The following is a 26,837-nucleotide window of genomic DNA, read 5'->3' on the forward strand; positions in this document are numbered from 1 at the left end:
GGTCGATCACGGAGAACACAACATGACGGGCGGCGAATGTAGTCGTCGAGTGGGGGCATTCGCCCCGCTGCATCGAGACTTGGCAGCATGTCGGCCATGAGCGACGGCACTACTATCTTCGCGCCGGCAAGCGGCTTCGGCCGGGCCGCTGTTGCCGTGATCCGCATCAGCGGTCCGGCTTCCTCGTTTCTCCTTGGGGCGATGGCCGGGCGCCTGCCGCCGCCCCGACGGTTGTCGCTCCGCACGCTGCGCGACCCTGCAAGCGGTGACGTGCTCGACTCAGCCCTCATCGTTTGGATGCCAGGACCCGCCACGTTCACCGGCGAGGACATGGCCGAACTCCACCTCCATGGCGGTCTCGCCGTTCGGTCCGCCGTCCTGGCTTCCCTCGCCGCACAGGCCGGATGCCGCCTCGCCGAACCGGGGGCCTTCAGCCGCCGTGCAGTGGAGAACGGGCGGATGGATCTCACCGCCGCCGAGGGCGCAGCAGACCTGATCGACGCGGAAACCGATTCCCAACGGCGCCAGGCCCTGCGCCAACTCGACGGCGTCCTTGGTCGCAAGGTCGCCGATTGGCGGGACCGCCTGATCGATCTCCTGGCCGGAGCCGAGGCCGCCCTCGATTTCTCCGATGAAGGCGATGTCGATGAAGCGGCGCTCGACGCTGCGCTGCATGTGAAGGCCCGCGCGATCCGCGACGAGATCGACGTGGCTCTTGCCGATGCCCGGCGGGGAGAGCGCCTGAGGGAAGGTTTCGTGGTGGTGCTGTCCGGCCCGCCGAATGCTGGCAAATCGACCCTGCTCAACGCCCTGAGCCGACGCGATGCCGCCATCGTCTCGGCGATTCCCGGCACGACGCGGGACCTCATCGAGATCCGCTGCGATCTCGGCGGATTGCCGGTCATCATCGTCGATACGGCGGGACTGCGTGACACCGCCGATCCCGTGGAATCCGAAGGCATTCGCCGCACCCGTAAGCGGATGGAGCAGGCCGACCTCGTCCTCGCTCTCCGCGCAGGCGACTATTCGACCGATGAAGCGCTCCCCCTACCCGATCGCAGCATTCTCGTGAGCACGAAAGCGGATCTCGGAAGCGATGGGGGCGGCGACATAGCAGTCTCGGCGCTGACCGGGCAGGGCATCGATCGCCTGCTCGACCTCATCGAGGCACGGGCGGAGGCCGCCCTCGGCGGTGGCGATGCCCTCGTCACCCGCGAACGCCACCGCGACGGGCTGACCCGCTGCCGCGATCACCTGGACAGGGTATTGTCGGGCCCTGCCCTTCCGGAACTTCTGGCCGAGGATCTACGCCTCGCCGTTCGCGCCCTGGGCGAGGTTGCCGGCCGGGTTGGCGTCGAGGACATGCTCGACCGCCTGTTCTCAGGATTCTGTATCGGCAAATAGGGATGCAGACAGACCGAGCCGGGATTCCTTTCCCGTCCGAAATCGCCTTGTGCCGATGCATCAAGCGTTCCGCGAAGGTGTGGATGACGGTGCCGAACGAGCTTCACGCTCCATCGGATACCTCGAACCGCTTGCATAGGGCATCGAGTTCCTCCGCCGTCTCGTAGCGGATTCGGATCTCGCCACTGGCCTGACCCTTGGCCTTCAGGGAGACCGAGACGCCGAGCGCGCGAGCCATGGCCTGTTCGAGGCTGCGCACCTGAATATCGCGCTCGGGCTTGCGAGGGCGTCCTGGGCGGGGTGCGTCGCCCTCCGGCACTTCCGCCGAGGCGAGGGCCTCGACCTCACGCACGGACAGGCCCTCTGTGACGATGCGCCGGGCGACCCCTTCCGGGTCCCTCACCGCGAGCAAGGCGCGGGCATGACCGGCCGTGATCTCGCCCGCGACGACCCGGTCCTGGATCGCGCTGGATAATTGCAATAGCCGCAGGGTATTGGCGAGATGGCTGCGGCTCTTGCCGATGATCTCGGCGAGCTCCGTCTGGCTGTAGCGGAATTCGCTCATCAGCCGCTCGTAACCGGCCGCCTCTTCGATGGCGTTGAGGTCGCTGCGCTGGACGTTCTCGAGAATGGCGTATTCGAGGGACGTCCGGTCGTCGATTTCGACGACGACGATGGGGGCTTCGTGCAAACCGGCGCGCTGCGCCGCGCGCCAGCGGCGCTCACCGGCGACGATCTCGAAAGTATCCGGGACGCCCGCAAGTGCCCGCACGACGATGGGTTGGATGATGCCGCGCAGCTTGATGGACGCGGCGAGTTCGTCCAGTTCGGCGTCATGGAAGCGTCGGCGCGGATTGCGTGGGTTGGGACGGAGAAACTCGACGGCGACCTTACGCTGTGCCTGCGGTTTGCCCGCATCGCCGTTGTCGTCGCCGAAGTCACCGATCAGGGCCGCAAGCCCACGCCCGAGCCGGGGCCGCGCCACATCATCCGCCATCGCCACCTGCTTCCAACTCCGACACGCTACGCATTTACAGGAAAGAACGAGAGACCTAGGCCGCGACCGGCAGCCGGCCTTCGCGCTGGATCACCTCCGAAGCCAGGCGCAGATAGGCCTGCGAGCCGGCGCATTTCAGGTCGTAGAGCAATACCGGCTTGCCATGCGACGGGGCCTCCGACACACGCACGTTCCGGGGAATCGTGGTCTCGTAGACCTTATCGCCAAGAAAGCTCCGCACGTCGGCGGCGACCTGGTTCGAAAGGTTGTTGCGCGGATCCACCATGGTCAGCACCACACCCTGGATCGTCAGCCGGGGGTTCAACGCCGTACGTACCTGCTCCACGGTACGCAGAAGCTGGCTCAACCCTTCGAGGGCGAAGAACTCGCATTGCATCGGCACGAGCACCGCATCGGCGGCCGCGAGGGCATTGATCGTCAGCAAGTTCAGCGACGGCGGGCAATCGATCAGGACATAGGTGACGCCCTCCGTCGCACCGGCCTTGCCGATATCGCTCATGGCGTTGCGGAGGCGATGGGCGCGGTCCGATGAGCTCGCCATCTCGAGTTCGAGGCCGAGCAGATCCATCGTGGAGGGGGCGAGCAGCAGGCGAGGCACGGCGGTGGGCACCACGGCCTGAGCCAGGGACGAGTCCCCGGCGAGCACGTGATAGGTCGAAACCTTGCGCGAGCGACGATCGATGCCGAGTCCTGTGGAGGCGTTGCCCTGCGGATCGAGGTCGATCACCAGCACGCGTTCGCCAATGGCAGCGAGGGCGGTACCGAGGTTAATGGCCGTCGTCGTCTTGCCGACGCCGCCCTTCTGGTTGGCCAAGGCGAGGATGCGTAGCGGCCGCTCGGGCACTGCCCTGGAGGCGGAAGAGGGTTCGATGGTCATGAATCCACGCGGGAGAGGGCGGTGACGCGGACGATCCGCGCTTCCGACTCAGTACGGCTCGTCACCAGATCGTAAACGAATCTCCACCGTTGCGCTGCAGCGGTCAATTCCGCTTGTGCATCACGGCCCTTCGGAAACAGGGCGGTGGTGCCGGTTGTCAACAGCGGTTCGGTCCAGTCCAGCAGCTGGTGAAGCGGGGCCAGAGCGCGGGCGCAGACGACATCGATTCCGACGTGGTCGGCAACCGCGTCTTCGATGCGAAGGTTACGCACCCGCGCCGGGGCTTTCATGAGGCGCGCAGCCTCAGTGAGGAAGGCACATTTGCGCGCATTGCTCTCGATCAGATCCACCTGAAAGCCCGGCCGTTCGCGCCCCGCGATGGCGAGGATGAGGCCGGGAATGCCCGCCCCCGAACCGAGATCGAGCCATGTGGTGGCGGTCGGAGCCAGATCGAGGAGTTGTAGTGCATCGGCAATATGGCGTGTCCAGACCTCCGCGAGGGTAGCCGGTCCGACGAGATTCTTGACGTTCTGCCACCGGCGCAATTGCTCGACATAGATGTCCAACGCCGCGGCTGTTTCACGTGAAACATTTGCCTGGGCGAGCACCCGAGCCCGGTCGTCCTGCTTAACGGCCATGGACGATGGCCAAGCCGGAGCGGTCGGCACGGCGAGCATGCGCCGCAAGGAGGGTGAGGGCAGCGGGGGTCACGCCCTCGATCCGCGCCGCCTGACCGAGCGTGCCGGGACGGACCGCTTCGAGCTTGGCCTGCATCTCATTGGACAGGCCGGGAATCGCCCCATAGTCGAGCTTGATCGGCAAGGCCACGGCCTCGTCCCGTCGAAAGGCCGCGATATCGGCACTTTGCCGGTCGAGATAGACGGCATAGGTCGCGTCCGTTCGCAGACGGTCCGCCACTCGGGGGGACACGCTCCGAAGTTCGGGCCAGACCTTGGTGAGACGGTCCCAACCGATCTCGGGATAGGACAGCAATTGGTAGGCACTGCGGCGGATGCCGTCCTGATTGAGGGCGATGCCGTGCCGAGCCGCTGCCGCCGGTGTCAGACTGAGGCCGTCGAGCCGTGCTCTCGCCGCTTCGAGTTCGCCCTGGGAGCGGGCAAAATGCTCGGCCCTCACCGAGCCGACACAGCCGAGGGCAGCGCCGCGTGGGGTCAGGCGCTCGTCGGCATTGTCCACGCGGAGAGACAACCGATATTCCGAGCGCGACGTGAACATGCGGTAGGGCTCACTGACCCCATGGGTCACGAGATCGTCGATCATCACGCCGAGATACGATTCCGCCCGGTCGAAACTGGCGAGGGGCGATCCGCCCGCCAGACGGGCCGCATTGATCCCGGCCACCAGCCCCTGCCCCGCCGCTTCTTCGTAACCGGTGGTGCCGTTGATCTGCCCCGCGAGAAAAAGGCCGGACAGGCGCTTGGCTTGAAGGCCGGTGTCGAGTTCGCGCGGGTCGACGTAATCGTATTCGATGGCGTAGCCCGGACGCACGATCGTTGCATGTTCGAGGCCGGGAATCAGGGCGATCAAATCGCGCTGCACGCTCTCCGGCAAGGCGGTCGAAATCCCGTTGGGATACACCGTCGGGTCGTCGAGCCCCTCCGGCTCCAGGAAGATCTGGTGCCCCTCACGATCTCCGAAACGCACTACTTTGTCCTCGATGGATGGACAATAGCGCGGACCACGGCTGCTGATCCCACCGGAATACATCGGGGAGCGGTGGAGATTGGCGCGGATGAGATCGTGCACGGCACGGGTGGTGCGGGTGATTCCGCATTGGATCTGGGGCGTGGTGATCCGGTCCGTCAGCGTCGAGAACGGCACAGGATCGTCATCCGCCGACTGCATCTCGAGCCCGGACCAGTCGATGGTGCGGCCATCGAGGCGGGCAGGTGTACCGGTCTTGAGCCGCCCCAGGGCAAAGCCCAGCCGGTCCAGGGTCTGAGCGAGGCCGACGGACGGCCCCTCCCCTACACGCCCGGCGGGGATCTGCACCTCGCCCATATGGATCAGTCCGCGCAAGAACGTGCCGGTGGTCAATACGACCGCCGGGCAGGCCAGGGTTTGGCCGTCTGCCAGGATCACGCCTTCCACCCGTGCGGCGTCGACGAGGATATCCGCGACCTCCCCCTCCACCACCACGAGATTGGCGGTCTCGGCCACCGCCTCCTGCATCGCCCGAGCGTAGAGCTTACGGTCGGCCTGTGTGCGGGGGCCTCGCACGGCGGGACCCTTGCGCCGGTTGAGCAGACGAAACTGGATACCGGCCGCATCGGCGACCCGGCCCATCAATCCGTCGAGGGCGTCGACCTCACGGACGAGATGTCCCTTACCAAGACCGCCGATGGCCGGATTGCACGACATCGCGCCGATCGTGGAGGCCGAGTGAGTGACCAGGGCGGTGCGGGCTCCGGTGCGGGCGGCGGCGGCGGCCGCTTCCACGCCGGCATGGCCGCCGCCAACCACGACCACGTCGAAAGAAGAGCTCGTCTGGGACATAGGGTGATTAGGCGCGACCGGAGCGAGTCGTCAACGAGGAGAGCGACGACCATCGACGTTCCATCGCATCCGATTTTCGCGATGGACCTCCCGAAACTCGGATCCGCCTCTGACGAGCGATGGGACATGGGCGGGCAAGCGCGCGCAGGATGGCAGATTATCAGCCGCGCCGACGGGCGGCCTCCGTGGCGATGCGCAGAAGCGTCGCCGAAGCATGAGCATGGGCGAGGTCGGGCTGGGCGCGGCGGCAGGCGAGCACGGCCTCCTGGAGCAGCTGAACCGCATGGCGGAGGGCGACGGGAGACCAGCGCCCTAGCTGGGCCTCGACGATGGCCTTGCGGCGGAAGTGCAGGCCGCGCCAATTGCCCACCATCATGCTCGGACTTTGCCCCTCCCCCGTGATCCGCGTGGAGAGGAGTGTCAGGGCGTGGCGCAGGGCCGAGCCGAGCATCATCGACGGGTCCATACCCTCGTGGCGGAAGCGGCGATAATCCCGCTCGACCTCTTCACCGCGGCCGACGAAGGCGGCATCGATCAGCGTATTGAGGACGCTGCCAGCGACGTCGCTGATCACGGCCTCCACATCGTCCAGGGTGATTTCGGTCTGGCCCCTGGCATAGAGCGCCAGTTTCTCGATCTCGGACAGGCTCGCTCGCCGGTCGCCGCCCAGACTCATCGCCAGGATATCGCGTGCCTCACGGGCGATGCGCTGGCCATTCTCCTGGAGGGTGCGGTCGATGAGCTCGGCCAAGGCCCGTTCGTCATCGGCGTAGCAGGGCAGGGCAAGCGCCCGAGTCGACTTTTCGCAGAGCGTCCGTAGGGGCGCGCTCTTGGCGAGGTCTCCCGCCTCCACCACGATGCGTGCACCGGCGATCTCGGCCTTAAGCGCCGCGTCCACGGCCGGAGCGTAGTTGCGGCTTCCTGGCCTTACCCAAATGCTGCGCTGGCCGCCGAACAGGCCAACCGTGCCGGCTTCGTCCACGAGGCGTCCCGCATCGGACGCGAGGACATCGCCGTCGATCTTGACCAGGGCGAAGGGGTCGGACGGGTCAGTGACGAAACTCTCGGCCAGACGCTTGGCTCGTTCGAAAACGAGGCCGGTATCCGGCCCGTAGACGAGGATGACCGCGATCTGCGACGCCGGTCCGCGCCGCAGCAGCGCCTCGATATCGCCAGCCTTGACGGCGGTCAGGGCTTGGTCACCAGAACGGAAGCGATCCGCGTCTTGATCTGATCGGCCAGGGTCTTGGCCAGACGGATCTCCGCATCGCGGGCCGCACGCAGGGAGGCGAAGCGCTGGATCGAGCGATCGTAGGTGGTCGTGGCCACCGCCACACCCTCGGTGATGATCTTCGCTCCGTCCAGGGATTCGAGGGAGAAGCGGATGGTCCCCACCAGGGTGCCTGCTTCGGCACGTCCGGTCTGAGATGACACGATGGGGGTCTTCACCGACTCGCTGCCCTGCATCTTCAGGCGGTAGCGTTTCGGAGACGGCTGGCCCGAACCGTCGAGATCGAAGATGAGTTCACTGCGCAGGTAATGGCCGAGCCGCTCCTGGCCCGCGGCCGTGGAGACGTCGTCCACCTGTACCGAGGCAAGGAGGGCGGCCATGGGCTCGCCGGACGCGGTCGGTCCGTAGAGCGGACGAAAGCAGGCCGACAGGTTGACGGCCATGAGGGAGACCAACGCGACCTTCACCGCGCGGGACCGTACCGCCTGTCTCAGCCCATGCATCATCATCGCAGCAATGCTCTCCGTCCGGTCTCGCTCTTTACGGCGATCCCGCCCCTTGCGTCACCTGTATAAGCAGCAAGCTTTACGATTCCTCTGCGGCGGGACGATGGTCGTCGCTCCTCCTCCTACCATTCCCCCGCATCCTGAAATGCGGGGGCCGATGGGCCTCCTGACGATGGAACGCGGGGCCGGCAAGAGAGGCTCGATGCTCTCACACCACGAGATTCACGATTCGCCCGGGCACCACGATGACCTTGCGGGGGAGACGGCCTTCGAGTGCCTTCTGCACCGCCTCATCGGCGAGGATGAGAGCTTCCACTGTCGCGGTATCGGCCGTGCGCGGCACCGTGACATCCGCACGCTTCTTGCCGTTGAGCTGAACGGGGAGGGTGATCTCGTCCTCCACCAGTAGCGCGCGATCGACCACCGGCCACGCGGCCTGAGCGACCAATCCCTGCCGTCCGAGGGCCGACCAGCATTCTTCGGCCAGATGCGGCATCATCGGCGCAACGAGCTGCGTGAGGATGCCCGCCGCTTCCGTCGCCGCGTCGCGCGATACGGTGGCCGTGCGGATCGCCTCATCGAGAGCGTTCGACAGCGTGTAGATATGGGCGACGCAACGGTTGAAGCGGAGGCGCTCCACATCCTCTTCCACCGCGGCGAGAGCCTTGTGGGCGGCCTTGCGAAGCGCAGCGTCCGACGCTCCGCTCGCTGCCGGCACGCCCACAGCGAGAGAGACCAGGCGCCAGACCCGCTGAACGAAGCGGGCCGCGCCCTGGACGCCATCCTCCGTCCAGATCACGTCACGCTCGGGCGGCGAATCGGACAGCATGAACCAGCGAGCCGTATCGGCGCCGTAGCTCGCGATGATGTCGTCCGGGTCCACCACGTTCTTCTTGGACTTCGACATCTTTTCGATGGAGCCGATCGAGATCGGTGCATCTGTTTTCACGTGAAACGCCTGACGCCCGCCGCCCTCGGCGGCGATGCGGATATCGGCGGGCTGAACCCATGCACCCGCTGCGTCCTTGTAGGTCTCGTGGACCACCATCCCCTGCGTGAAGAGCCCGGCAAAAGGCTCGGAAACCCCGGACCAGCCCGTCGCCTGCATCGCTCGCGTGAAGAAGCGGGCATAGAGCAGGTGCAGGATCGCGTGTTCGATACCGCCGATATACTGGTCCACGGCCAGCCAGTGATCCACCGCCGAACGGTCGGTCGGCGCGTCCTGCAGCCAGGGAGCGGTGAAGCGGGCGTAGTACCAGGACGAATCCACGAAGGTGTCCATCGTGTCGGTCTCACGCCGGGCCGCAGCGCCGCAACGCGGGCAGGGCACGTTGCGCCAGGCATGATCACGCTCCAGCGGATTGCCGGGGGTATCGAAGGAGACCTCGTCGGGCAGCTTCACCGGAAGGTCGGCGACCGGGACGGAGACCGGCCCGCAGGCATCGCAATGGATGATCGGGATCGGACAACCCCAGTAGCGCTGGCGCGAGACGCCCCAGTCTCGCAGACGGAACTGGACCTTGCGCGCCGCCACCGCCTCCCCGTCCAAAATCTCGGCCTCGAGCCGGTTCGCCACGGCGTGGAAGGCCTCGTCCGTCGTCATGTCGTCGAGGAAGCGCGAATTGATCATGCGGCCATCGCCGTCATAGGCGGTGTCGGTGACGACGAAGCTCGCCGCGTCCTGCCCTTCCGGACAGACGACGGGCGTATTGCCGAGGCCGTATTTGTTCGAGAAGTCGAGGTCGCGCTGGTCGTGGGCGGGGCAGCCGAACACGGCGCCGGTGCCGTAATCCATCAGGACGAAATTCGCCACGTAGACGGGCAGCAGCCAGGACGGGTCGAGGGGGTGGCGCACCCGCAACCCCGTGTCGAAGCCGAGCTTCTCCGCCGTGTCGATCGCGGCCTGCGCCGTGCCGGTGCGACGGCATTCCTCGATGAAGGTCTGGAGTTCGGGACGCGTGACGGCCACGGACGCCGCGACCGGGTGGTCGGCGGCAATGGCCAGGAACTTCGCGCCGAACAGGGTGTCGGGACGGGTCGTGTAGACCTTGATCTCGCCGTCACGCGAATCGAAGGCGAAGCGGACCTCAAGCCCTTCCGAGCGGCCGATCCAGTTCTTCTGCATGACCCTGACCTTCTCCGGCCAACGCTCCAGGCCGTCGAGTGCGTCGTAGAGATCCTGCGCGAAATCGGTGATCTTGAAGAACCACTGGGTCAGCTCGCGCTGCTCCACCAGCGCGCCCGAGCGCCAGCCGCGCCCGTCGATGACCTGCTCGTTGGCCAGCACGGTATGGTCCACCGGGTCCCAGTTCACCTTGGCCGTGCGGCGGGTGACGAGTCCCTTGTCGAGGAAGTCGAGGAACATACGCTGCTGGTGCTTGTAGTAGTCGGGATCGCAGGTTGCGATCTCCCGGCTCCAGTCCAGTGACAGGCCCATGCTCTGCAACTGGCCGCGCATGGTGGCGATGTTGGCGTAGGTCCAGTCGCGCGGGTTGACCTTGCGCTCCATCGCCGCGTTCTCGGCCGGCAGGCCGAAGGCGTCCCAGCCCATAGGGTGCAGCACCGCGAAGCCCTTGGCGCGCTTGTAGCGGGCCACCACGTCGCCCATGGCGTAGTTGCGGACGTGGCCCATATGAATGCGCCCCGACGGGTAGGGGAACATCTCGAGCACGTAGTATTTCGCGCGCGGGTCGTCGTTCTTCGTGGCGTAGATACCCTGGGCGGCCCAGGCCTCCTGCCAGCGCGGCTCGGCATCCTTGGCGTTGTAGCGCTCTGGAACGGGCATGGGGGAGGAAGTCATGGTGCGGGCTCTGACTACGGCCAGGACGGCCTGGCGAGGCGCCTCACGCGGCGCCGGAACGGTTGGATGCCGGACTAACACGGCTTGTTTGCCGGTCAACAGAGCCGTCACCGGTGGAGCCCGGCGCTTGCGGCCGGCGTTGCGGATGATAGGTCAGGCGTAACCCGCCCCCTCCTTCGCCCGCGAGACATCATGCCCGACTCCACCACGCCGAGATACGCCCATCCTGACGCCGCCGCCGTCGTCGCCGGGCTTGAAGCCGTGCGCGATAAGATCGTCCAGGCGGCTCAGGATTCCGAGCGGGACCCGGCCACGATCTCGCTGGTGGCGGTCTCGAAGCTCATCGATGCGGACGGCATCGTCCCGGCTCTTGAGGCAGGGCATAGGGTTTTCGGCGAGAACTACGTTCAGGAATCGAAGGCGAAGTGGCCGGCTTTGCGCGAGCGCTTTCCCGATGTCGAGCTTCATCTCGTCGGGCCGCTCCAATCGAACAAGGCCCGCGAGGCGGTGGAATTGTTCGATGTGATCCATGCCCTCGACCGGCTGTCACTGGCGGCGGCCCTGGCCAAGGAGATCGAGCGCACGGGGCGCACGCCGAAGCTGCTCGTCCAGGTCAATACCGGTGACGAGCCGCAGAAGGCCGGGGTCTCGCCCTCGCAGGTGGACGTCCTCCTCAGCGAGTGTCGTGAGACCCATGGTCTGGCGATCAACGGGCTCATGTGCATCCCGCCGGCCGAAGCCCCGCCATCGGCGCATTTCGCCCTCCTGGCCCGCATCGCCGAGCGCCACAACCTGCCCATCCTTTCCATGGGCATGAGCGCGGATTACCCGGCGGCGATCCAGATGGGCGCCACCCATATCCGCGTCGGCACAGCGATCTTCGGGGAGCGCCCCCGCGCCGCAGGGGCCTGAGCGGCACCGCTCGTCCCGGGGCCGCGCAGCGGAACCCGGGATCCACGGTGCCCTACCCGAACGCTCCCACCTCGTGCTGGATCATGCCCGACAGCTCGCGGACGCGGGCGAAGGACTGGCGGATCGGGCCGAAGATCGTCTTGTGCTCCGATTCGTAGGTGCCGACATCGCGCGGTCCGGCGGGCTCGCCGAAATTGAGGCCGAGGGTCGGGTCCGGCGTGATCGGGAAGATCTCGTCGAGCATGGCGAGGCAGCCGTCGATGTCGAGGCGGAGGAAGCGCTCGATCAGCTGCTCGCGGGTGATGCCCGATTGCGGGCGGAAGCCGGGAATGTGCACGGCCAGGAACCAGATCCGGTGGATCAGGGCGAGGCGCAGGGCGTGGAGCATCGTCAGCCTCACCGACATCTTGCCGAGGTCCGGGGCGGCGGATTGCAAACTCAGCCAGTCGCTGGTGAGGCGACCGAACAGGCGGCGCAGGTCGGGGGCGAGGCGCAGACGGTCGAGGGCGGTGGCGATGACGAGAAGTTCGTCGCGCCGGTCGTCGCGCTGCGTGCGCCGTGCCCGTTCCAGCCACATGGCCGGGTCGAGCGTATCGATATAGGCGCGCAGCACATCGAGGTCGCCCACCGCCGAGGCATGCTGGGCGAGGCGGAACGCGCGGGAGAACCGGACCGAATCGCGGCGCATGTCGCGGAACAGATCCGGTGCGCGGCTCGCCGCCCGGCCGAGGCCGTGGAGCGAATTCGCGAGGTACCCCAGTTGGTGCAGGATCGCGTTGTTGGGAATCGCCCGCATCTGGCGGGGATGGGTGATCATGCTGGGGCCGCCGCTATCGGTCTGGCGGGCCACCGGACGCGAGCCGGTGCGGTCGAGGAGGCTAGGGCCGAACGTGCCCAGCAATGCGGCGTAGCCAGGGTCGTCCACCAGGGCTTCCATGTCCTGGCGGGCGACGGTGAAGAACTCGGCGGCGAAATCCGCCTCGCCATAGATCGGGTCGTCGGTCTCGTCGGCGCCCGGCGCGTCGGAAAGGACATAGTCGGCGAAGGAATCGTCGTCGGCGATGTCGAAGGCGAAGAGGTGCTCGGCGATCCGCTCCACCGTGGCGCGGGCGAGCGCTTGCGTGCCGAACATCAGGTAACCGTCCGAGCCCTGGAAGCTGGATTCCAGCCGCACCTTGATGCCGGCCTTGCGGTTCCGGTGCCGTGAATCCTCCGGCGCGAGATAGGCGAGGCGGTCCCGCAGGGAGGTCGGATGGGCGCCGCGGCCGATCGATTCGCCATGGGTATCGAAGATCGCGAGTTCGATGCCGGACAGGCCGTTCTGCGTCATCAGGTCGGTGATGCGCAGGCGCAGGCGCTCGATCCAGAAACTCGCGGCGAGCTGGCCGACATAGCGGCCCGAATCCGAGTAGCCGAACTGCACCGTCAGCCGGCCGATGCGCTTGAGATAGGCGCGCCAATGCGGGTTGCGCAGGGCATCGTCGAGGACGCGGATGCCCTGTTCCAGGGCACTCGCCGTCTCGAACAGCGGCGTGATCTCGACCTTGTCGCTGATCCCGTAATGCCGGGCGAGCCAGAGGGCGGCGAGAAGGGTGTAGCCGGTCTCCGTCTCGGCGATGAGGAAGCGCACCGGATGGGTGCCGTCCACGTGCTTCAGGATCTGCGCGATGGTCATCATCAGGCGCGCGGCCGAGGCACGCTCGGCGGCGAGCGCGCCGAAATCCACGGCCACCGGATGCACGTCGTTGAGGAGGGCGTGGATGGTCGAGAGGTGCGAGCGCCGCTGCGCCGCGTCCGTCGGCTCCCCTTCGAGGTCGATGACCCGGCGCACGGCGTTGTGGATCTGGCTGGCGTTGAGCCGGAAATGCGGCAGGGCGTTCGACAGGCCGTGTGTCGCGATGCCGGAGCGCAGGAGAGCGATGGCGCGCTTGTCCTCGTCGCTCTCGACGCCGCCCAGGGCTCCGGCGAGGCCCGCCAGGAGCGGCCCGGAATCGGTCTGGGCGCGCTCCCGCTCGATGATGAGCGCCAGAGCGAAGCGGTGCACCGCCTCCAGGGTAGGCTTGGTCCCGAGGCGCGGGGCGACGGCGAGTTGCCGGTTGACGGCCGCCAGCGCGCCCTGCGTCAGGTCCCGCACCACGTTGGTGGCCGGCACGTTCGGCAGGTGGCGCATCACCCGGTCGAGCTGCATGCGCTTCGATTCCAGGCGGTAGCGCAGGGTGTCCCACCAGCCGATATCGGTGCGCCCGTCCGTGTCGCAGCCAACCCAGGAGGCGAGGGCGAAGGGCTTGAGCACCAGTTCCGTCCAGCGGTCGGGCCAGCGCGAGCGGGCCGCATCGAGCAGGGCTGCGTTGAAGCTGTCCAGGGCCGCGCGGCCGTGATTGGCCGCGAGGCAGGCCTGTTCGAACTCGTCGTCCAGGCTGATCTTCGCATCCGGCCGGGTCGAGAGGGCGGCGGCCTTCTCCATCAGGGGCCGGCGCGCCGCCTCGCTGTCCTGGGACGCGGCCTCGGCGATGAGGGCCGCCACGGCCTTCGGCATGCCGAAGGTCGGGTGGGCGGTGAACACCACGGCGAATCCGGTACGGCCCACGAGATCGCGGAAGGTCTCGAAATCCCCTGTGCCTTTCGGGATCGCCGCCACGAGGCGCGCCGGCATCGTGCTGTCTGCCGATGCCTGCGCGTCCCGGTCCAGCCCGACATAGCCGCGCAGGCGCTCGGCCCGGGCTACCAGGGATTGTGTGCGTAACCGGGTGAACAGGCCGTCGAGGTCGTCCTCGTCGATCTCGTCGCGGTCGAAGCGGCGGGTGATCGCGAGCGTCACCGCCAGGACGGGATTACGGAACGGATCCTCGCTCGACCGTTCGCGAGAATCCTCGATGAGGGCGATGAGATCCTGTTCCAGCTTGCCGGGATCGGGCACCGTATTGGCTGGGCTGCGGTCAAGCATGCGCATCGATCGACCTTGTCTGGACAGAAGAAAGAGGACGGCCCCGAAGCCGAGTCGCCTTAGAACAGGTTGGGCGTCGCGCCGGCGACAATGCATGCATGACGACCCGTCATCCACCGATGGATCGCTTTGCGAACCGGCGCCACCACCGTGCAAGGCTAGTCCGTCCGCATGGTTTCGGCTCCGCGTTCCCTCGGCGCAAGGGGCCGAAACGAGACGCAAGGACCGTTCCGGCCAGGGCGACCCGGGCGGCAATGCCTGCCTCTGTGCGAAAGCACTCCTGTGGCGCGCCACAAGTGGATGCAAGCCGGCCCTCGCTGGGGTAACCCTCTCAGCCATGCAGATCTCTTCGATCCCGTCCTGTCCTTCCGGCAACCCGAACTCCGCGTTTCGGCCTTGGAGGATGCGGACTGGGAGTCGCCTGGCGCTGGTCTCCTGCGTTGCTCTTTTATGCGTGATGCTGGGAGTCTCCCCCGGTTTCACACAAGAGGACGCCGCGCCATTGGGCGAGGCCGAGGCTCCGGCCCCCAAGCCTAAGCCGAAACCAAAGCCCAAGCCCAAACCGAAACCCGTCGCCAAGCCAGCCGAGGCGTCCGATGCTCCTCAGGCCGCGCCCCTGCCGACGCCGGCGGCCAATCTCGCTCCCGTGAAACTGCCCGAGCTCATCGTGGTCTGCGACAACGGCCAGGGTGCGTTCTACGAGGGCCAAGGCGCCGTCTCGCTCTGGGTGACGCGGAGCGGCACGATCACCGTCGACAACCCGCTTCGCCCGCTGACGCCGGAGACGACGCGCGTGCTGCAGGTCGTCCTCGGCAACAAGGCCGCCACCGCCTTCGGCCCCGATCTCCTGGCCCTGCGCCGGGGCGGCAGCCCCGCAGCCCTGGAGGCGACGATAGGCGGCCCGGTCCGCTGGGACGAGCAGCTCACGGTGCTGCCGGATTTCCTCAACATCGTCTCGGAGGCCGGCGAAGTCCTGGCACGCCTCGATCATCGCCGCTGCGGCGATGCCCCGGAAGTGAAGGCGGCGCCCGTCGCCAAGGCGAAGCCCAAGCCCGTCGCCAAATCACCGCGCCCGCCCAAGGCCTCCGCCGCCGAGGGAGCTGGGCGAGGGGAGGGCGCGGCTCCTCGCGGCCTTCAATTGCCTCAAGGCGCCATTCCGGCCGGCCAATAACGATCGCGAGACGAGGGAGGACGACATGAAGGCCGCCGAGGTGATCGCCAAGCTGGGGCTTCAACCCCACCCGGAGGGCGGCCATTATCGCGAAACGTTTCGCGATCCGACAGAGGTCGATGGCCGTTCGGTGGGCAGCGCGATCTACTACCTGCTCGATCTCGGCGAGACCTCGGAATGGCATCGGGTCGATGCCTCCGAGATCTGGTTCTGGCATGCCGGCGCACCGATGGTGATCACCACGAGTCCGAACGGTCACGATGCGACCGCCACCTATCTCGGTCCCGACCTCGCCCACGGCCAGCAGCCGCAGATCGTGGTGCCGGCGGGGCATTGGCAGACCGCCACGAGCCTCGGATCGTGGACATTGGTGAGTTGCACCGTCTCCCCGGCCTTCCGGTTCGAAGGGTTCGAGATGGCGCCTCCGGGCTGGCGGCCGGTGCCGCGCCGCTGAGGAAGGCGCGTTTCTCCGTTCGCCTTGCCGGGGGCCTAGAGCTGCGCCCGACCACGTTGGGTCGGGGCACATCTCCAGGCCTTTGTTGTGCCGCGCTCTTTTTCGCCGAACCGGCATCCACTTCGGCGGAGAGCGCTCGGGGTGATCCGCAGGGCGGTGATGCGGTTCTTCGCCTTGCGCAGGACCTGAAACCGGAAGCCGTGGAAGTTGAAGGCGGTGCCGGTATCGGGGATCGCCCGCGCCTCGTGGATGACGAGGCCGGCGATGGTCGTCGCCTCCTCGTCGGGCAGGTTCCAGTCCATGGCGCGGTTGAGATCGCGGATGGCGACGGAGCCGTCGGCATTCACCGAGCCGTCCCCCTGGGGACGCACCCCGGAGACCGCGACGTCGTGCTCGTCGGCGATGTCGCCGACGATCTCCTCCAGGATGTCCTCCAGGGTCACGAGCCCCATGACCTCGCCGTACTCGTCGACGACGAGGGCGAAATGGGTCTTCTTGGTGAGGAAGGCCTTGAGCTGGTCCCGCAGGCTGGTCGTGTCGGGCACGAACCAGGTCTCGAGGGCCAGGGCCTCGACCTTGAGACCGGAGGCGTCGCCTCCGGCGGCGTCGAGCGCGCGCAACAGGTCCTTGGCGTGGAGCACGCCGATGATGTTCTCGGAGGTGCCGCGCCAGAGCGGCATGCGGGTGTAGGGCGAGGACAGCACCTCCCGCACGATCTCCTCCGAGGGGAGATCGGCATTGATGGTGCGCATCTTTGTGCGGTGCACCATGACCTCGGAGACGGACAACTCGTGAAGGTCGAGCAGGCCGCCGAGCATGTCGCGCTCGGCCTTGGCGACGCCGCCCTCGCGGTGGAGCAGGGCGACCTGTCCGCGAATTTCCTCGGTGGGCGAGAGGATCGACTGGTGCTGCCCGATACTGATGCCGAAGGGGCGCAGCATCAGTCGCACCACCTTCTCGATGGCGATGGCCGCCGGGCCGAGGAGCGCCACCGCGAAGGCGACGGGCCGCGCCATCACCAGGGCGGCCTGGTCCGGCTTGTTGATGGCGAGGGTTTTGGGCAGCACCTCGGCGAAGACGATGACGAGGACCGACATCACGCCGGTAGCGTAGAGCACCCCGCTCTTGCCGAAGATGGTGGTCAGCACGCTGGTGGTGAAGGCGGAGGCGCCGATGGCGACGATGTTGTAGCCGATCAGCATGGCGCCGATGAACCGCTCGCGCGAGGCGAGGATGCGGTTGACGACGCGTGCCCGCAGGTCGCCGCTATCTTCCAGGGAGAGCATCCGCGCCCGCGACGCCGCGGTGAAGGCGGTCTCGGCGCCTGCGAAGAAGGCCGAGAGCAGCAGCGACATCACCACGATGCTCGCGGCGAGCCAGAGGTCGGTATGCGTGTCCATCAGGCCGTCGTCGCATCAAGCCGTGCCACACCGGCACGGTGCCGGTCTTGGCGAGCCCCTCTCATATACCAACCCGCGACCGAAGCGATGCCGTGGCACCGGATCTGAGCCGAGAGGTCGGCATGGCCGCTCCCGATCCCAGCCGCCCGGAGACAGGTGGTGTCCCCGAAGCGAGGTCAGGGCAAGGGAGGCGATCCGGTCACGCCCCGCGTAACTCGTCTTGGAGAAAAGCCTTCACCTCGGCGCGGTCGATGCCCGGTGCGATGAAGCTCTGGCCGATCCCGCGGGCGAGGATGAAGGTCAGCGCGCCGTCGCGGACCTTCTTGTCCTGGGCCATGGCGTCGAGGATGGCGTCGGCGCCCCCGCATCCGCCGGGGACGGCCTGGAGCCGGGTGGGCAGGCCGGCGAGCGCCAGATGGTTGGCCACGCGGCCGGCATCCTGACCGGGGCAGAGGCCGAGGCGGGCCGAGAAGCGGAAGGCCAGCGCCAGGCCGATGGCGACGCCCTCGCCATGGACGAGGCGGGCGGATTCGTAGCCGGTGAGCCGTTCCAGGGCATGGCCGAAGGTGTGACCGAGGTTGAGCAGGGCGCGCTCGCCATCCTCGCGCTCGTCGCGCACCACGACACCGGCCTTGGCCCGGCAGCAGATCGCCACCGCCTCGTCACGCTCCGGGCCGCCGGAGAAGATGCCGGCCCAGTTGGCCTCGCACCAGTCGAAGAAGCCCGCATCGGCGATGAGGCCGTATTTCGCCACCTCGGCGTAGCCGGCGCGCATCTCGCGCTCGGACAGGGTGTCGAGGGTGGCGGTATCGGCCAGGACCAGGCGCGGCTGATGGAAGGCGCCGATGAGGTTCTTGCCGAGGGGCGAGTTGATGCCGGTCTTGCCGCCCACCGAGGAATCGACCTGCGAGAGCAGGGTCGTGGGCGCCTGGACGAAGCGGACACCACGCCGGAGCGTCGCCGCCGCAAAGCCCGCGAGATCGCCGACCACGCCGCCGCCGAGGGCCACCACGAGGTCGTTGCGCTCGATCCGGTGGGCGAGGAGCCCGTCGCAGACCTGGGCGTAGACCGCATAGCTCTTCGAGGCCTCGCCCGGCGCGACGGTGACGAGGCCGGAGCGCAGGCCCGCCGCCTCCAGGCTCTCGCGCAGGCGTTCGCCATAGAGCGCCGACACCGTCTCGTCGGTGACGATGGCGGCGGCTTTGGCGCCGAGGGCGGCCACGCGGACGCCTGCCTCGGCGAGGAGGCCGCGGCCGATATGGATGTCGTAGTCCCGGCCTTGGTCGAGGGGGACGTGGACCGTCTGTCCGTCACTCACTGCGCGGCGACGCCTTGGTTCGAGGGGCCGTTGAGATAGGCATCGAGAGCTTCCATCACGTCCTCCACCACGCGGTCGTGCGAGACGTCGCGCGAGGGGATCATCACGTCGGCACTGCCATAGACGGGATGCCGGATCTCCATCAATTGCCGCATCGTCTCCTCTGGGTCGTCGGTCTGGAGCAGGGGGCGATTGCCGCGCTTGCGGACGCGGCGCATCAGCACGTCGAGCTCCGCCTTCAGCCAGACCGAGACGCCGCCTTGCGCGATCCGCGCCCGGGTCGCCTCGCGCATGAAGGCGCCTCCGCCGGTGGCCAGCACCAGCGGCCCTTCGCGGATGAGCCGGGCGATGACGCGCTCCTCTCCCTCACGAAAGCTCGGCTCGCCGTAGATGGCGAAGATGTCCGGGATCGTAAGATGGGCCGCCGCTTCGATCTCGTTGTCGGCATCCTTGAACATCAGCCCGAGGCGCGTCGCCAAGCGCCGCCCCACCGTGCTCTTGCCGGCGCCCATGAGACCGACGAGCACGATCGAGCGCGCGCCGAGGGCACGGCGGAGCCTGACTTCGATGGGATCGGCGGCGATGTCGCCTCCCGATGGCTCGGTCTCGGTCTCGGTCATTGTTAAAATCTTGATACACGTCTTCACGCGATCCTAGCGCGTTTCATCCGCCGGGCGAAGCGAGGCCGTAAGGCGCGACGCGATTCTTCCCGGGTCGGGTTTCTTTCGGGCAGGTTTCCTCCTCCCGCGAAGCCTCCCGGACCGGTGAGGCCGATCGCCGCTCGGCGGCCATGAATCCCTTGCGGCGCTCCGTGTGGCTCCGAAGTCCTTGCCATCGCGCGCCCGGCATGGTGCAAACCCTTGGCTTGGCTGCTCAATGATCTGCTGGCCGACCGACGCCGTTCATTTTCGCAGAGTTCCCTCCGACCGAGGTTCGTCCGAGTGCCGACCCTGTTTCGTTTTCTCGCCACGCTCGCCATCCTCGGTGGACTGGTCTTCGCGGGCATGTTCTCGCTCGCCACCTTCGTTCAGCCCACGCCCCGGGAAATGAGCGTCAGCATTCCCTCTGCGAAGCTGCAGCCGCCCGGCCGGTGACGGGGTCGGAGAAGGCTGACGAGGTGACTGGTGACGTGGCGGGCGCCGAAGGTCCGGACCTCATCGTTGCCTATCTCGAAATGCTGTCAGCCGAGCGTGGCGCTGCCGCCAACACGCTCGCCGCCTATCGCCGCGACCTCGACCATTACCTCGCGGCCCTGTCCGCCTCGGGACGTGATCCGCTCGATACCGATGCGGGCGAGGTCCGCGCCTATCTGGCGGATCTCGAGACCCAGGGACTGAAGGCCTCGTCCGCCGCGCGCCGGCTGTCCTGCATTCGCGGCTTCCACAAGTTCCTGTACGCCGAAGGCCTCGCCGAGACCGATCCGAGCGCGCCGGTGGGCGGCCCGCGCAGGGGGCGCACCCTGCCCAAGGTGCTGTCGGTGACCGAGGTCGACGACCTTTTGCGCACCGCCCGCGAGCGGGCCGTGGCGACGCCGGCCGAGGAGACGCCGGGCGAGCGGCGACGCGCGGTCCGGATGCTGTGCCTGCTGGAAACCCTCTACGCCACCGGCCTGCGCGTCTCGGAACTCGTCGCCCTGCCGCGCGCGGCCGCCACCACGAAGCAGCGCTACCTCGTGGTGAAGGGCAAGGGCGGGCGCGAACGGCTGGTGCCGCTCACCGATCTGGCGCGCGCCGCCATGCGCGAGCACCTCACTCATCTCACCGGCGACGGTCCCTTCCTGTTCCCCTCCGACAGCGAGAGCGGTCACCTGACCCGGCAGGCTTTCGCCCGCGACCTCAAGATTGCGGCGGCGGCGGCCGGGATCCGCGAGGACCGCGTGAGTCCGCACGTGTTGCGCCACGCTTTCGCCAGCCATCTCCTGCAGAACGGGGCCGATCTCAGGATCGTGCAGGAACTCCTGGGCCATGCCGACATCTCGACGACCCAGATCTACACGCATGTCCTCGACGAGCGCCTGAAGAGCATGGTCCGCGATCTCCACCCCCTCATGGACGACCCGGCCGAATCCGGTACAGCGCCCGCCTGAACGGGCCACCGCGCCGTTCCGGCCATGTTTCATCCGGCGATCTGCCTCCCCTTGCTGACCGCGATCGTCGCCCCATCCATGAGCGAGAACACGATACCTGCGCTGCGCAGGGCGCCGATCACCTGATTGCGGTTGGCGACCGAGACGGAGGCAATGGAGCCTTCGAGCCGCCGGATCGTCGAAAGCGACACTCCCGAAGCTCCGCTCAGATCCGCCATCGACCAGTCGAGCAATGCGCGCGCCGCACGGACATGACCGGATTCGAGGTGCTGTTCGAGGCCGAGCCGAAGGCGTCCGGAGGGTCTGATCCGCAGCTGGATCGGACCGATCAGTTGAGTCCAGCTTTCGATATGCCCCGCATCGTTCAGCACGGGAACCAAGAGAAGGCGGTATCTCACGGTGTCGCCGTTCGCCAACCTGAGGTCCGGCAGGAGGTATGAGGCGTGATTGGACGCGTACATCCCCCCGATACGCGCCGACCATGGCACGCCCTCGGCCTTTACGAACGGTCGTGTGGGGTCCTGCAGGAGCTCGCTCTCGGGAAGGCCGACGAGGTCGAGCCATTTCTGCGAGAATTTTATGAATGGAAATGTGTACGCGGTCGACGTGAAGGCCCGGACGGAATCGAAGATCGCCTGGTCTCGCTGCCGCTGTGCTGCCTCGGCGCGGGCCAGCATGGCAGGATCGCTGATGTCGGCGAGGATGCCATGCGCGCTCAAGGGCCGGCCATTGGGCGTGGTCGTTACCTCCACGCGGCTCATGACAGTACAGATTCCGGAATCCGGCCGGACGATGCGGAAGATCGAGGGCGGTACCGTTTCCGATTGCCTGACCAGGTCGGGTTCCATGGTCGGAGGGCAATCGTCCGGATGAATGAGCCGGAACAGAAGCGTGTAATCGGGCCTGATGAGGCCATTGGGAAGCCCTAGGATCGGATAGAGTCCGGGCGACCAGAAATGAGTGTTGTCGACGAAATCCCAGTGCCAATGACCGACGTTGCCAAAATGTTTGATCTGGCTTGGAACGTCATACCAAAGGTTTCTCGGTATCCCACCATTCATTGTTAAACCGCGAGCTCACGACAATCGTCGGAGCTACGGCCCAGCCGAGGGAACGACGACCTGAAACAACAGATATCTAACTTTTGATATGATCGCAATATTTCTCGAAGAACCATCCTCACCGCAACGTGAGATTGTAGGATGATCGTCGGTGTTATTGATCGGTGTTTCCAAGCCTCCCGGTGGAGACGCCTCGATCTCGATCACGGATCTCCGGCGCTGCTTTACGATTATTGAACGAGGGCGATCTTTTGAATGACGATGGCCATTTAAGACAGCAATGCGAATGCCATGGCGGACCGTTGTTCCATCCGCCCCGCGTCGACGTCCCGGCTGTTGTCGTCAGGCCGTTCCGACAGCGTCGCGCTTACACATCCGCCTCCTCGTCGAGCGTGTCCTCGATATAGACCTGTTCCAGCAAGACCTTGATCACCGCCATCAGCGGCAGCGCGAGGGCGATGCCCCAAAGGCCGAACAGCACACCGAGCACGAGCTGGCCGGCGAAGATGGTGGCCGGCGGGATGTCCAGAGCCCGCTTCTGGATGAAGGGCGTCAGCCCGTAGCTCTCCAGGCATTGCACCACGAGGTAGACACCGAAGGCGCCGAGCGCCGCATTGGTGCCGGAGGCGAGGCCCGCCAGCACGATGATGACACCGGCGATCAGCGGGCCGATGGTGGGGATGAAGGCGAGGAGCCCCGCCTGCAGGCCGAGGATGAGGGCGCCGCCGATACCGAGGAAGCTCAAGCCCGCCCAGATGCAGACGAAGATCACCGCCATGGTGATGAACTGGCCGAACAGCCAATGCCGCAGGGTCTCGCCCATGCCGTCGAGGAGAGCGGTGGCGCGCGGGCGGTAGCGAGGCGGCACGAACCGGACGGCACCGTCGCGGTAGCTGGCGGGATCGGCCGCGCAGGCGAGGCCGAGGAACACGATCACCAGGACGTTGCCCAGCGCGCTGAACAGCTCGGTGACGACGGCGGCCGCCGGTCCCAGCATGCTGCCGGCATCCGAAAGGAGGGAACCGGGGCTTTTGATCGCCCCCGAGGCGAGGCCGCCGAGGCCCCCGGCCTTCTTGTCCTTGTCGGTCTCGTTGTCATTGGCTTTGTCGGGGCCCTGGTCGCTCGGCGTCGGCTCCGGTGCCGAGAAGGCCGGCAGATCGATCCCGTATTCCTTCAGGCGGTCACGGACAGACCCCGCCTGTTTCGTGACGGTCTGGCCGAGCTCCCTGCCCTGCTGCACCACCGTCGCGCCACCGAAGGCGAGAAAGCCGAGGGTGAGCCCGCCGAGGACCAGGCTGACGATGGTGAGCCGGAGCCCGCGACCGAGCCCGATCACCTGGCCGAGCAGGCGCGTCAGACCATCGAGGAAGACCCCGAGCAGGATTCCGGCGAAGATCAGGAGCAGGGTCGAGGCGGCGGTCCAGGCGACGATCAGCAGGGCGATGAACGCCACCACCGCGATTCCCGAGGCCGCCGGCGACCAGTTGGCGGGGTGCGGACCCGGCTCGTCCTTGATCGGCGTACCCTGCTGCATCTGCCCGTCCCCTCGCGCGGTCTACCGAAGCGCGGTGCGAACGGGCGCGCGAAACCCGTCACAGGCAAGGGGCGCACGGGCTGGGGCGCGCCCTCCTCTGTGGACGGACCGGAGGCGAATCGCCGCCGGTCCGCCCTCACGCCCAGCGTGACGCGGCCTCGTCGTCGGCGCCCGTGGCTTCGACCCAGCCCCCCATGGTGCCGTCGGCCAGATGCTCGCGCTTCCAGAACGGAGCCTTCGTCTTGAGGTAGTCCATGAGGAAGCTCGCCGCCTCGAAAGCGGCCACGCGGTGGCTTGCCGCCGTCACCACGAGGACGATGCCGTCGCCCGGCGCGACGAGGCCGTGCCGGTGGATCACCCGCACCGCCTGGAGCGGCCAGCGGTCCTGCGCCGCCTCCACCACCCGGCCGATCTCCCCCTCGGCCATGCCGGGATAGTGTTCGAGTTCGAGTCCGGTCAGGCGCCCGCCCTCGTCGCGGCACAGGCCGGTGAAGGTGACGATCGCCCCGGTCCTGCCTTGAAGCGTACCGCTCAGCGCGGCCATCTCCGCGGCCACGTCGAAGGGCGCGCTCTGGATGCTGATCGCGGCTGCGCCCCGATCGTTCGCCGTCGTCTCGCCTGCTGACATCCGTCGATTCCTTGACGCATCGGCGCGAAAGCCCTCGCGACCGGGTTTGATCCCCCTTAAGGGATGCGCGACATTGCAAAGTCCGCGCGGTGGTTTCACGCTGTTGCGCGTCGTTCAGGCAACAACATTCCGGCGTCCGGCCTTACCACTCGACCGGCATGGGTTCCATGCCCCGCCGGTCCCATGGCCGGTCCACGCCATCGTCTTCGAAGGAACCCCCTCGCGTGACGCCTGAGTTGATCCTGCCCCATGACGGCGTCCTGCCGGTCTTCTCGGCCCGTCCGGTCTGGTGCGGGCGCGGAAGCACGGTCATCGGCGCCGCGACGATCGGTGCCCAGGCCTGGCTCGGCGACGACAGCGTGATCCGTGCCGACGGCGAGGCGGTGACCGTCGGTGAGCGCTTCTGGCTCGGCCATCGCTCGACGCTCCACATCGCCACCGATTCGCATCCCACCCTCGTCGGTGACCGGGTGACGGTGGGCCGCAACGCCGTGGTCCATGCCTGCACGGTGGGGTCCGACGTGGTGATAGAGGACGACGTCATCGTCCTCGACGGCGCCACCGTGGAGGACGGAGTGCTCATCGAGGCCGGGGCCACCGTCTTCCCGCGCTCGCACCTCGCCGCGGGCTTCGCCTATGCCGGCAGCCCGGCGAAACCCCAGCGTCCCATCACCGCGGCCGAGATCGCCGAGCGGGCCGAGCGCGTGCGCGAGGCCACGGGGGATACCCCGTCGCCCGTCGCCGGCGACGAGATCGACGTCGATCCGAGTGTCTACGTCGCCAGCACCGCGCGCCTGCGCGGCCGCATCGCCCTCGGCGCTGGGTCGAGCGTATTGTTCTCCTGCGACCTGCATGCGGAGGTCGGCCCCATCCTCGTCGGCGCCGACACCAACATCCAGGACAACACCGTCATCCGAGCGCGGGCCGAGGGCGTCGTCATCGGGCGCGACACCACGATCGCGCACAACGTGCGGATGGCCGATTGCCGGATCGGCGCGCGCAGCCTCATCGGCATCGGCTGCGTGCTCGCCCCCGGCACCGTGGTGGCCGACGACGTGCTGCTCGCCGGCGGCTCCACCACCGATCCGGGCCAGCTCCTAGAGAGCGGCCATCTCTGGGGCGGCCGCCCCGCCCGCATCCTCGGCCCCCTCGACGCGGACAAGCGCGCGATGATGACCCGCATCGTCGCCGGCTATTGCGAGCATGGGCGGGTGTATCGGCAGATGGAGACAGGTGAGAACTGAAGGGAAGCGCAAAGCGCGCCTGCCGTCCGGTTCTCGAATGCGACGATCACCCGGCAGGTGCCGGTCCGCACCAGCACACGTGGCGGCATCTCTTAAGGGATGACGGCATGCAGGAGGGCAGCGCATGGTCGCCTCGTCCAATGATGCTTGGGAGACGCGCTCCATTGCGGTGATCGGCGCAGCGCTTCTGGCCCTCGCCGTGCCGGCCCCCGCTTCGGCTGCCCCCGAGCCTCAACGCTTCTCCATCACCTATCGCCTGTCGTTCCTCGACCTTCCCGTGGGCGAGGCCACCCTCGCCGTCGATCAGGCGGGTGGGCGCTATGCCTACGATCTGAAGGCGGGCCTGCGCGGCCTTGTCGGTGTCTTCTTCGAGGGATCGGGGACGGCGTCGGCATCGGGGGAGCGGTCGCGGAGCGGAGCGCTCACCGGCACGTTCCGATCCGAGAGTCTCTATGGACGAAAGCCGGTCCGGGTCTCCATGGTTCTGTCGGGCGGACGCGCGCATGACGAGAGCGTGGAGCCGCCTCCGACTCCGACGCCCGACCGGATCCCGGTGGCGCCGCAGGACAAGGTGGGTGTCGTCGATCCCCTGACCATGCTGGCGATCCCCCTCGGCGCGGCGCCCCTCGACGTCGCCCTCTGCGAGCGCCGCATCCCGGTGTTCAACGGGGTGGCCCGGGCGGATATCGTTCTCTCGCGCGGGGTGCTGGTGACGGTCCAGGAAGGCCCCTATCGCGGACCGGCACTCGATTGCCGGGCGCGCTGGGTGCCGATTTCGGGCCACCGCCCCAATGGCAGCAGCGTGCGCCGCATGGCCGAGAACGACGACATCCGCGTGCGGCTCGCCCCCGTTCCGGGCGGCGCGATGCTGTTGCCGCTCACGATCTCCCTGGCCACCGGCTGGGGGCAGGCGGGGATCGAGGCGACGCAATGGGGTGCGCCGCTCAAGGCCGACGGACGCGGCGCGGTGAAGGTCCACCTGCCCAACGCCCGCTGAGACGACGGACGCTTCGCGTCTTCCTGCGCCCGCCCCCGTCTCGCCTTCCGCTGGCGCTCCAGCCGGCCGGGGAAGGGGAGGGAATGCGAGGAGACGGTGCGCGAGCCGGGATTGACGGCGCGCCGCTTACCCGACGCCGCGCGATATCAGCCCGCCACGTCCTCGTCGGCGAACAGCCCCGTGGGCAGCCCGTCCATGCTGCGCGCGTTCTTCTGGCGGCGATAGGCGTCGAGTTCGGCCTCCGTCTTGGCCTCGGCCCAGCGGTCGAGGGTGGGACGTTCCTCGCGGTAATCGAACACGGGCACGCCGAAGCCGCAGGAGGTCTGCACGAGATCGATCGTGAGGCGCACCATCTGGCGCGCTCCGGGCGGCTCCTGTCCGTCATACGCGCCTGCCAGCAGACCGGCATAGGCGTCGCTGCCGCGCGCCAAGACCTCCCCGCGCCCATAGAGCCGCAGGATCGTCGGCGCGCCTTCTAAGGCGCAGAACATCACCGTCAGCCGTCCATCCGCGCGCAGATGCGCGGCGGTCTCGTTGCCGCTCCCGGTGCGGTCGAGATAGACGACGGTGCTCGGGTCGATGATCCGGAACGTATCGGTGCCGCGCGGCGAGAGGTTGATCCGCGTGCCCTCCGCCGCCGAGGCGGTGAAGACGATATGCTGCCGGGCGATGAAATCGAGGTGGCGCTGTTCGAGGGCCGGAAACTGCTTGGCCATGAATGTCTTTCTCGCTGCG

At 67.6% G+C, this 26,837-nt stretch carries 23 protein-coding genes; 8 read left to right on the forward strand and 15 right to left on the reverse strand.

From position 1 onward, the window contains the following. Positions 1 to 96: 96 nt before the first annotated feature. Positions 97 to 1,404 (forward strand): tRNA uridine-5-carboxymethylaminomethyl(34) synthesis GTPase MnmE, encoded by a 1,308-nt coding sequence (mnmE, locus tag ASF08_RS19075; RefSeq protein ID WP_056148845.1) that lies wholly within the window; start codon positions 97 to 99, stop codon positions 1,402 to 1,404. Between the two features lie 103 nt (positions 1,405 to 1,507). Here mnmE and ASF08_RS19080 read toward each other — a convergent pair whose 3' ends face one another. The 7 genes from ASF08_RS19080 to leuS all read right to left on the reverse strand — a co-directional run bounded on the left by ASF08_RS19080 (position 1,508) and on the right by leuS (position 10,353). After that, positions 1,508 to 2,401: a ParB/RepB/Spo0J family partition protein gene (locus ASF08_RS19080; RefSeq protein ID WP_018045844.1), complete on the reverse strand. Its 894-nt coding sequence runs from the start codon at positions 2,399 to 2,401 to the stop codon at positions 1,508 to 1,510. Positions 2,402 to 2,456: 55 nt separating this feature from the next. Continuing rightward, a complete protein-coding gene (locus ASF08_RS19085) occupies positions 2,457 to 3,299 on the reverse strand; it encodes a ParA family protein (RefSeq protein WP_018045845.1) in 843 nt (280 codons plus the stop codon). Then, positions 3,296 to 3,937, reverse strand: coding sequence for a 16S rRNA (guanine(527)-N(7))-methyltransferase RsmG (gene rsmG, locus ASF08_RS19090; protein WP_082473279.1), 642 nt, complete (start codon positions 3,935 to 3,937; stop codon positions 3,296 to 3,298). The genes ASF08_RS19085 and rsmG overlap by 4 nt, the downstream gene beginning before the upstream one ends. Continuing rightward, complete coding sequence (gene mnmG, locus ASF08_RS19095) at positions 3,927 to 5,816, reverse strand: tRNA uridine-5-carboxymethylaminomethyl(34) synthesis enzyme MnmG (protein ID WP_056148592.1); 1,890 nt, start codon at positions 5,814 to 5,816, stop codon at positions 3,927 to 3,929. Before mnmG ends, rsmG begins: the two co-directional genes overlap by 11 nt. 160 nt (positions 5,817 to 5,976) lie before the next feature. Next, positions 5,977 to 7,008, reverse strand: a complete 1,032-nt coding sequence (gene holA / locus ASF08_RS19100) for a DNA polymerase III subunit delta (protein WP_056148595.1) — start codon at positions 7,006 to 7,008, stop codon at positions 5,977 to 5,979. Beyond that, positions 7,005 to 7,556, reverse strand: a complete 552-nt coding sequence (gene lptE, locus ASF08_RS19105) for an LPS assembly lipoprotein LptE (protein WP_056148598.1) — start codon at positions 7,554 to 7,556, stop codon at positions 7,005 to 7,007. The genes holA and lptE overlap by 4 nt, the downstream gene beginning before the upstream one ends. A gap of 205 nt (positions 7,557 to 7,761) precedes the next feature. After that, entirely contained in the window at positions 7,762 to 10,353 is a 2,592-nt protein-coding gene (leuS, locus tag ASF08_RS19110) for a leucine--tRNA ligase (RefSeq protein ID WP_056148600.1), read from the reverse strand. Positions 10,354 to 10,545: 192 nt separating this feature from the next. Here leuS and ASF08_RS19115 point away from each other — a divergent pair, with 192 nt between their 5' ends. Continuing rightward, on the forward strand, positions 10,546 to 11,265 hold the full coding sequence (locus ASF08_RS19115) for a YggS family pyridoxal phosphate-dependent enzyme (RefSeq protein ID WP_056148602.1): 720 nt from the start codon (positions 10,546 to 10,548) through the stop codon (positions 11,263 to 11,265). Positions 11,266 to 11,317: 52 nt separating this feature from the next. On the opposite strand, the gene ASF08_RS19120 is transcribed toward ASF08_RS19115, so the two are convergent. After that, positions 11,318 to 14,209: a phosphoenolpyruvate carboxylase gene (locus ASF08_RS19120; protein ID WP_156629659.1), complete on the reverse strand. Its 2,892-nt coding sequence runs from the start codon at positions 14,207 to 14,209 to the stop codon at positions 11,318 to 11,320. A 502-nt stretch (positions 14,210 to 14,711) separates the two neighbouring features. Between ASF08_RS19120 and ASF08_RS19125 the strand changes: the two genes are divergently transcribed. Further along, positions 14,712 to 15,380, forward strand: a complete 669-nt coding sequence (locus tag ASF08_RS19125; RefSeq protein WP_056148608.1) for a hypothetical protein — start codon at positions 14,712 to 14,714, stop codon at positions 15,378 to 15,380. 25 nt (positions 15,381 to 15,405) lie between these two features. After that, positions 15,406 to 15,834 carry a cupin domain-containing protein gene (locus tag ASF08_RS19130; RefSeq protein WP_056148611.1) on the forward strand — a complete coding sequence of 143 codons (429 nt, stop codon included), beginning with the start codon at positions 15,406 to 15,408 and terminating at the stop codon, positions 15,832 to 15,834. Between the two features lie 35 nt (positions 15,835 to 15,869). Here ASF08_RS19130 and ASF08_RS19135 read toward each other — a convergent pair whose 3' ends face one another. The 3 genes from ASF08_RS19135 to ASF08_RS19145 all read right to left on the reverse strand — a co-directional run bounded on the left by ASF08_RS19135 (position 15,870) and on the right by ASF08_RS19145 (position 19,172). Next, positions 15,870 to 17,234 carry an HlyC/CorC family transporter gene (locus ASF08_RS19135; RefSeq protein WP_056148613.1) on the reverse strand — a complete coding sequence of 455 codons (1,365 nt, stop codon included), beginning with the start codon at positions 17,232 to 17,234 and terminating at the stop codon, positions 15,870 to 15,872. A 199-nt stretch (positions 17,235 to 17,433) separates the two neighbouring features. Further along, positions 17,434 to 18,552, reverse strand: a complete 1,119-nt coding sequence (gene aroB / locus ASF08_RS19140) for a 3-dehydroquinate synthase (protein ID WP_056148616.1) — start codon at positions 18,550 to 18,552, stop codon at positions 17,434 to 17,436. Beyond that, on the reverse strand, positions 18,549 to 19,172 hold the full coding sequence (locus ASF08_RS19145; RefSeq protein ID WP_018045857.1) for a shikimate kinase: 624 nt from the start codon (positions 19,170 to 19,172) through the stop codon (positions 18,549 to 18,551). The genes aroB and ASF08_RS19145 overlap by 4 nt, the downstream gene beginning before the upstream one ends. A gap of 321 nt (positions 19,173 to 19,493) precedes the next feature. Here ASF08_RS19145 and ASF08_RS19150 point away from each other — a divergent pair, with 321 nt between their 5' ends. Continuing rightward, a complete protein-coding gene (locus tag ASF08_RS19150; protein ID WP_018045858.1) occupies positions 19,494 to 19,646 on the forward strand; it encodes a hypothetical protein in 153 nt (50 codons plus the stop codon). Positions 19,647 to 19,669: 23 nt separating this feature from the next. Beyond that, positions 19,670 to 20,638: a site-specific tyrosine recombinase XerD gene (locus ASF08_RS19155; RefSeq protein WP_373321267.1), complete on the forward strand. Its 969-nt coding sequence runs from the start codon at positions 19,670 to 19,672 to the stop codon at positions 20,636 to 20,638. A 29-nt stretch (positions 20,639 to 20,667) separates the two neighbouring features. On the opposite strand, the gene ASF08_RS19160 is transcribed toward ASF08_RS19155, so the two are convergent. The 3 genes from ASF08_RS19160 to ASF08_RS19170 form a co-directional block, all read right to left on the reverse strand. After that, positions 20,668 to 21,699, reverse strand: a complete 1,032-nt coding sequence (locus tag ASF08_RS19160) for a helix-turn-helix domain-containing protein (RefSeq protein WP_056148622.1) — start codon at positions 21,697 to 21,699, stop codon at positions 20,668 to 20,670. Between the two features lie 367 nt (positions 21,700 to 22,066). Continuing rightward, positions 22,067 to 23,233, reverse strand: a complete 1,167-nt coding sequence (locus tag ASF08_RS19165) for an AI-2E family transporter (RefSeq protein ID WP_056148625.1) — start codon at positions 23,231 to 23,233, stop codon at positions 22,067 to 22,069. A gap of 136 nt (positions 23,234 to 23,369) precedes the next feature. After that, complete coding sequence (locus ASF08_RS19170) at positions 23,370 to 23,861, reverse strand: molybdenum cofactor biosynthesis protein MoaE (protein ID WP_056148627.1); 492 nt, start codon at positions 23,859 to 23,861, stop codon at positions 23,370 to 23,372. Positions 23,862 to 24,085: 224 nt separating this feature from the next. Between ASF08_RS19170 and ASF08_RS19175 the strand changes: the two genes are divergently transcribed. Both ASF08_RS19175 and ASF08_RS19180 read left to right on the forward strand, forming a co-directional pair. Next, on the forward strand, positions 24,086 to 25,105 hold the full coding sequence (locus ASF08_RS19175; protein WP_056148632.1) for a gamma carbonic anhydrase family protein: 1,020 nt from the start codon (positions 24,086 to 24,088) through the stop codon (positions 25,103 to 25,105). Between the two features lie 124 nt (positions 25,106 to 25,229). After that, entirely contained in the window at positions 25,230 to 26,102 is an 873-nt protein-coding gene (locus tag ASF08_RS19180; protein ID WP_056148635.1) for a DUF3108 domain-containing protein, read from the forward strand. Between the two features lie 146 nt (positions 26,103 to 26,248). On the opposite strand, the gene ASF08_RS19185 is transcribed toward ASF08_RS19180, so the two are convergent. Then, on the reverse strand, positions 26,249 to 26,818 hold the full coding sequence (locus tag ASF08_RS19185; protein ID WP_056148649.1) for a pyridoxamine 5'-phosphate oxidase family protein: 570 nt from the start codon (positions 26,816 to 26,818) through the stop codon (positions 26,249 to 26,251). Positions 26,819 to 26,837 lie beyond the last annotated feature (19 nt).

The sequence above is a fragment of the Methylobacterium sp. Leaf85 genome (assembly GCF_001422125.1).
GTDB lineage: Bacteria > Pseudomonadota > Alphaproteobacteria > Rhizobiales > Beijerinckiaceae > Methylobacterium > Methylobacterium bullatum.

What these genes read in the sequence shown, in the direction of transcription:
- mnmE (WP_056148845.1), top strand. Translation starts at nt 97, where the DNA reads ATGAGCGACGGCACTACTATCTTCGCGCCGGCAAGCGGCTTCGGCCGG.
- ASF08_RS19080 (WP_018045844.1), bottom strand. Translation starts at nt 2,401, where the DNA reads ATGGCGGATGATGTGGCGCGGCCCCGGCTCGGGCGTGGGCTTGCGGCC.
- ASF08_RS19085 (WP_018045845.1), bottom strand. Translation starts at nt 3,299, where the DNA reads ATGACCATCGAACCCTCTTCCGCCTCCAGGGCAGTGCCCGAGCGGCCG.
- rsmG (WP_082473279.1), bottom strand. Translation starts at nt 3,937, where the DNA reads ATGGCCGTTAAGCAGGACGACCGGGCTCGGGTGCTCGCCCAGGCAAAT.
- mnmG (WP_056148592.1), bottom strand. Translation starts at nt 5,816, where the DNA reads ATGTCCCAGACGAGCTCTTCTTTCGACGTGGTCGTGGTTGGCGGCGGC.
- lptE (WP_056148598.1), bottom strand. Translation starts at nt 7,556, where the DNA reads ATGATGATGCATGGGCTGAGACAGGCGGTACGGTCCCGCGCGGTGAAG.
- leuS (WP_056148600.1), bottom strand. Translation starts at nt 10,353, where the DNA reads ATGACTTCCTCCCCCATGCCCGTTCCAGAGCGCTACAACGCCAAGGAT.
- ASF08_RS19115 (WP_056148602.1), top strand. Translation starts at nt 10,546, where the DNA reads ATGCCCGACTCCACCACGCCGAGATACGCCCATCCTGACGCCGCCGCC.
- ASF08_RS19120 (WP_156629659.1), bottom strand. Translation starts at nt 14,209, where the DNA reads ATGCTTGACCGCAGCCCAGCCAATACGGTGCCCGATCCCGGCAAGCTG.
- ASF08_RS19130 (WP_056148611.1), top strand. Translation starts at nt 15,406, where the DNA reads ATGAAGGCCGCCGAGGTGATCGCCAAGCTGGGGCTTCAACCCCACCCG.
- ASF08_RS19135 (WP_056148613.1), bottom strand. Translation starts at nt 17,234, where the DNA reads ATGGACACGCATACCGACCTCTGGCTCGCCGCGAGCATCGTGGTGATG.
- ASF08_RS19145 (WP_018045857.1), bottom strand. Translation starts at nt 19,172, where the DNA reads ATGACCGAGACCGAGACCGAGCCATCGGGAGGCGACATCGCCGCCGAT.
- ASF08_RS19160 (WP_056148622.1), bottom strand. Translation starts at nt 21,699, where the DNA reads ATGAATGGTGGGATACCGAGAAACCTTTGGTATGACGTTCCAAGCCAG.
- ASF08_RS19165 (WP_056148625.1), bottom strand. Translation starts at nt 23,233, where the DNA reads ATGCAGCAGGGTACGCCGATCAAGGACGAGCCGGGTCCGCACCCCGCC.
- ASF08_RS19170 (WP_056148627.1), bottom strand. Translation starts at nt 23,861, where the DNA reads ATGTCAGCAGGCGAGACGACGGCGAACGATCGGGGCGCAGCCGCGATC.
- ASF08_RS19180 (WP_056148635.1), top strand. Translation starts at nt 25,230, where the DNA reads ATGGTCGCCTCGTCCAATGATGCTTGGGAGACGCGCTCCATTGCGGTG.
- ASF08_RS19185 (WP_056148649.1), bottom strand. Translation starts at nt 26,818, where the DNA reads ATGGCCAAGCAGTTTCCGGCCCTCGAACAGCGCCACCTCGATTTCATC.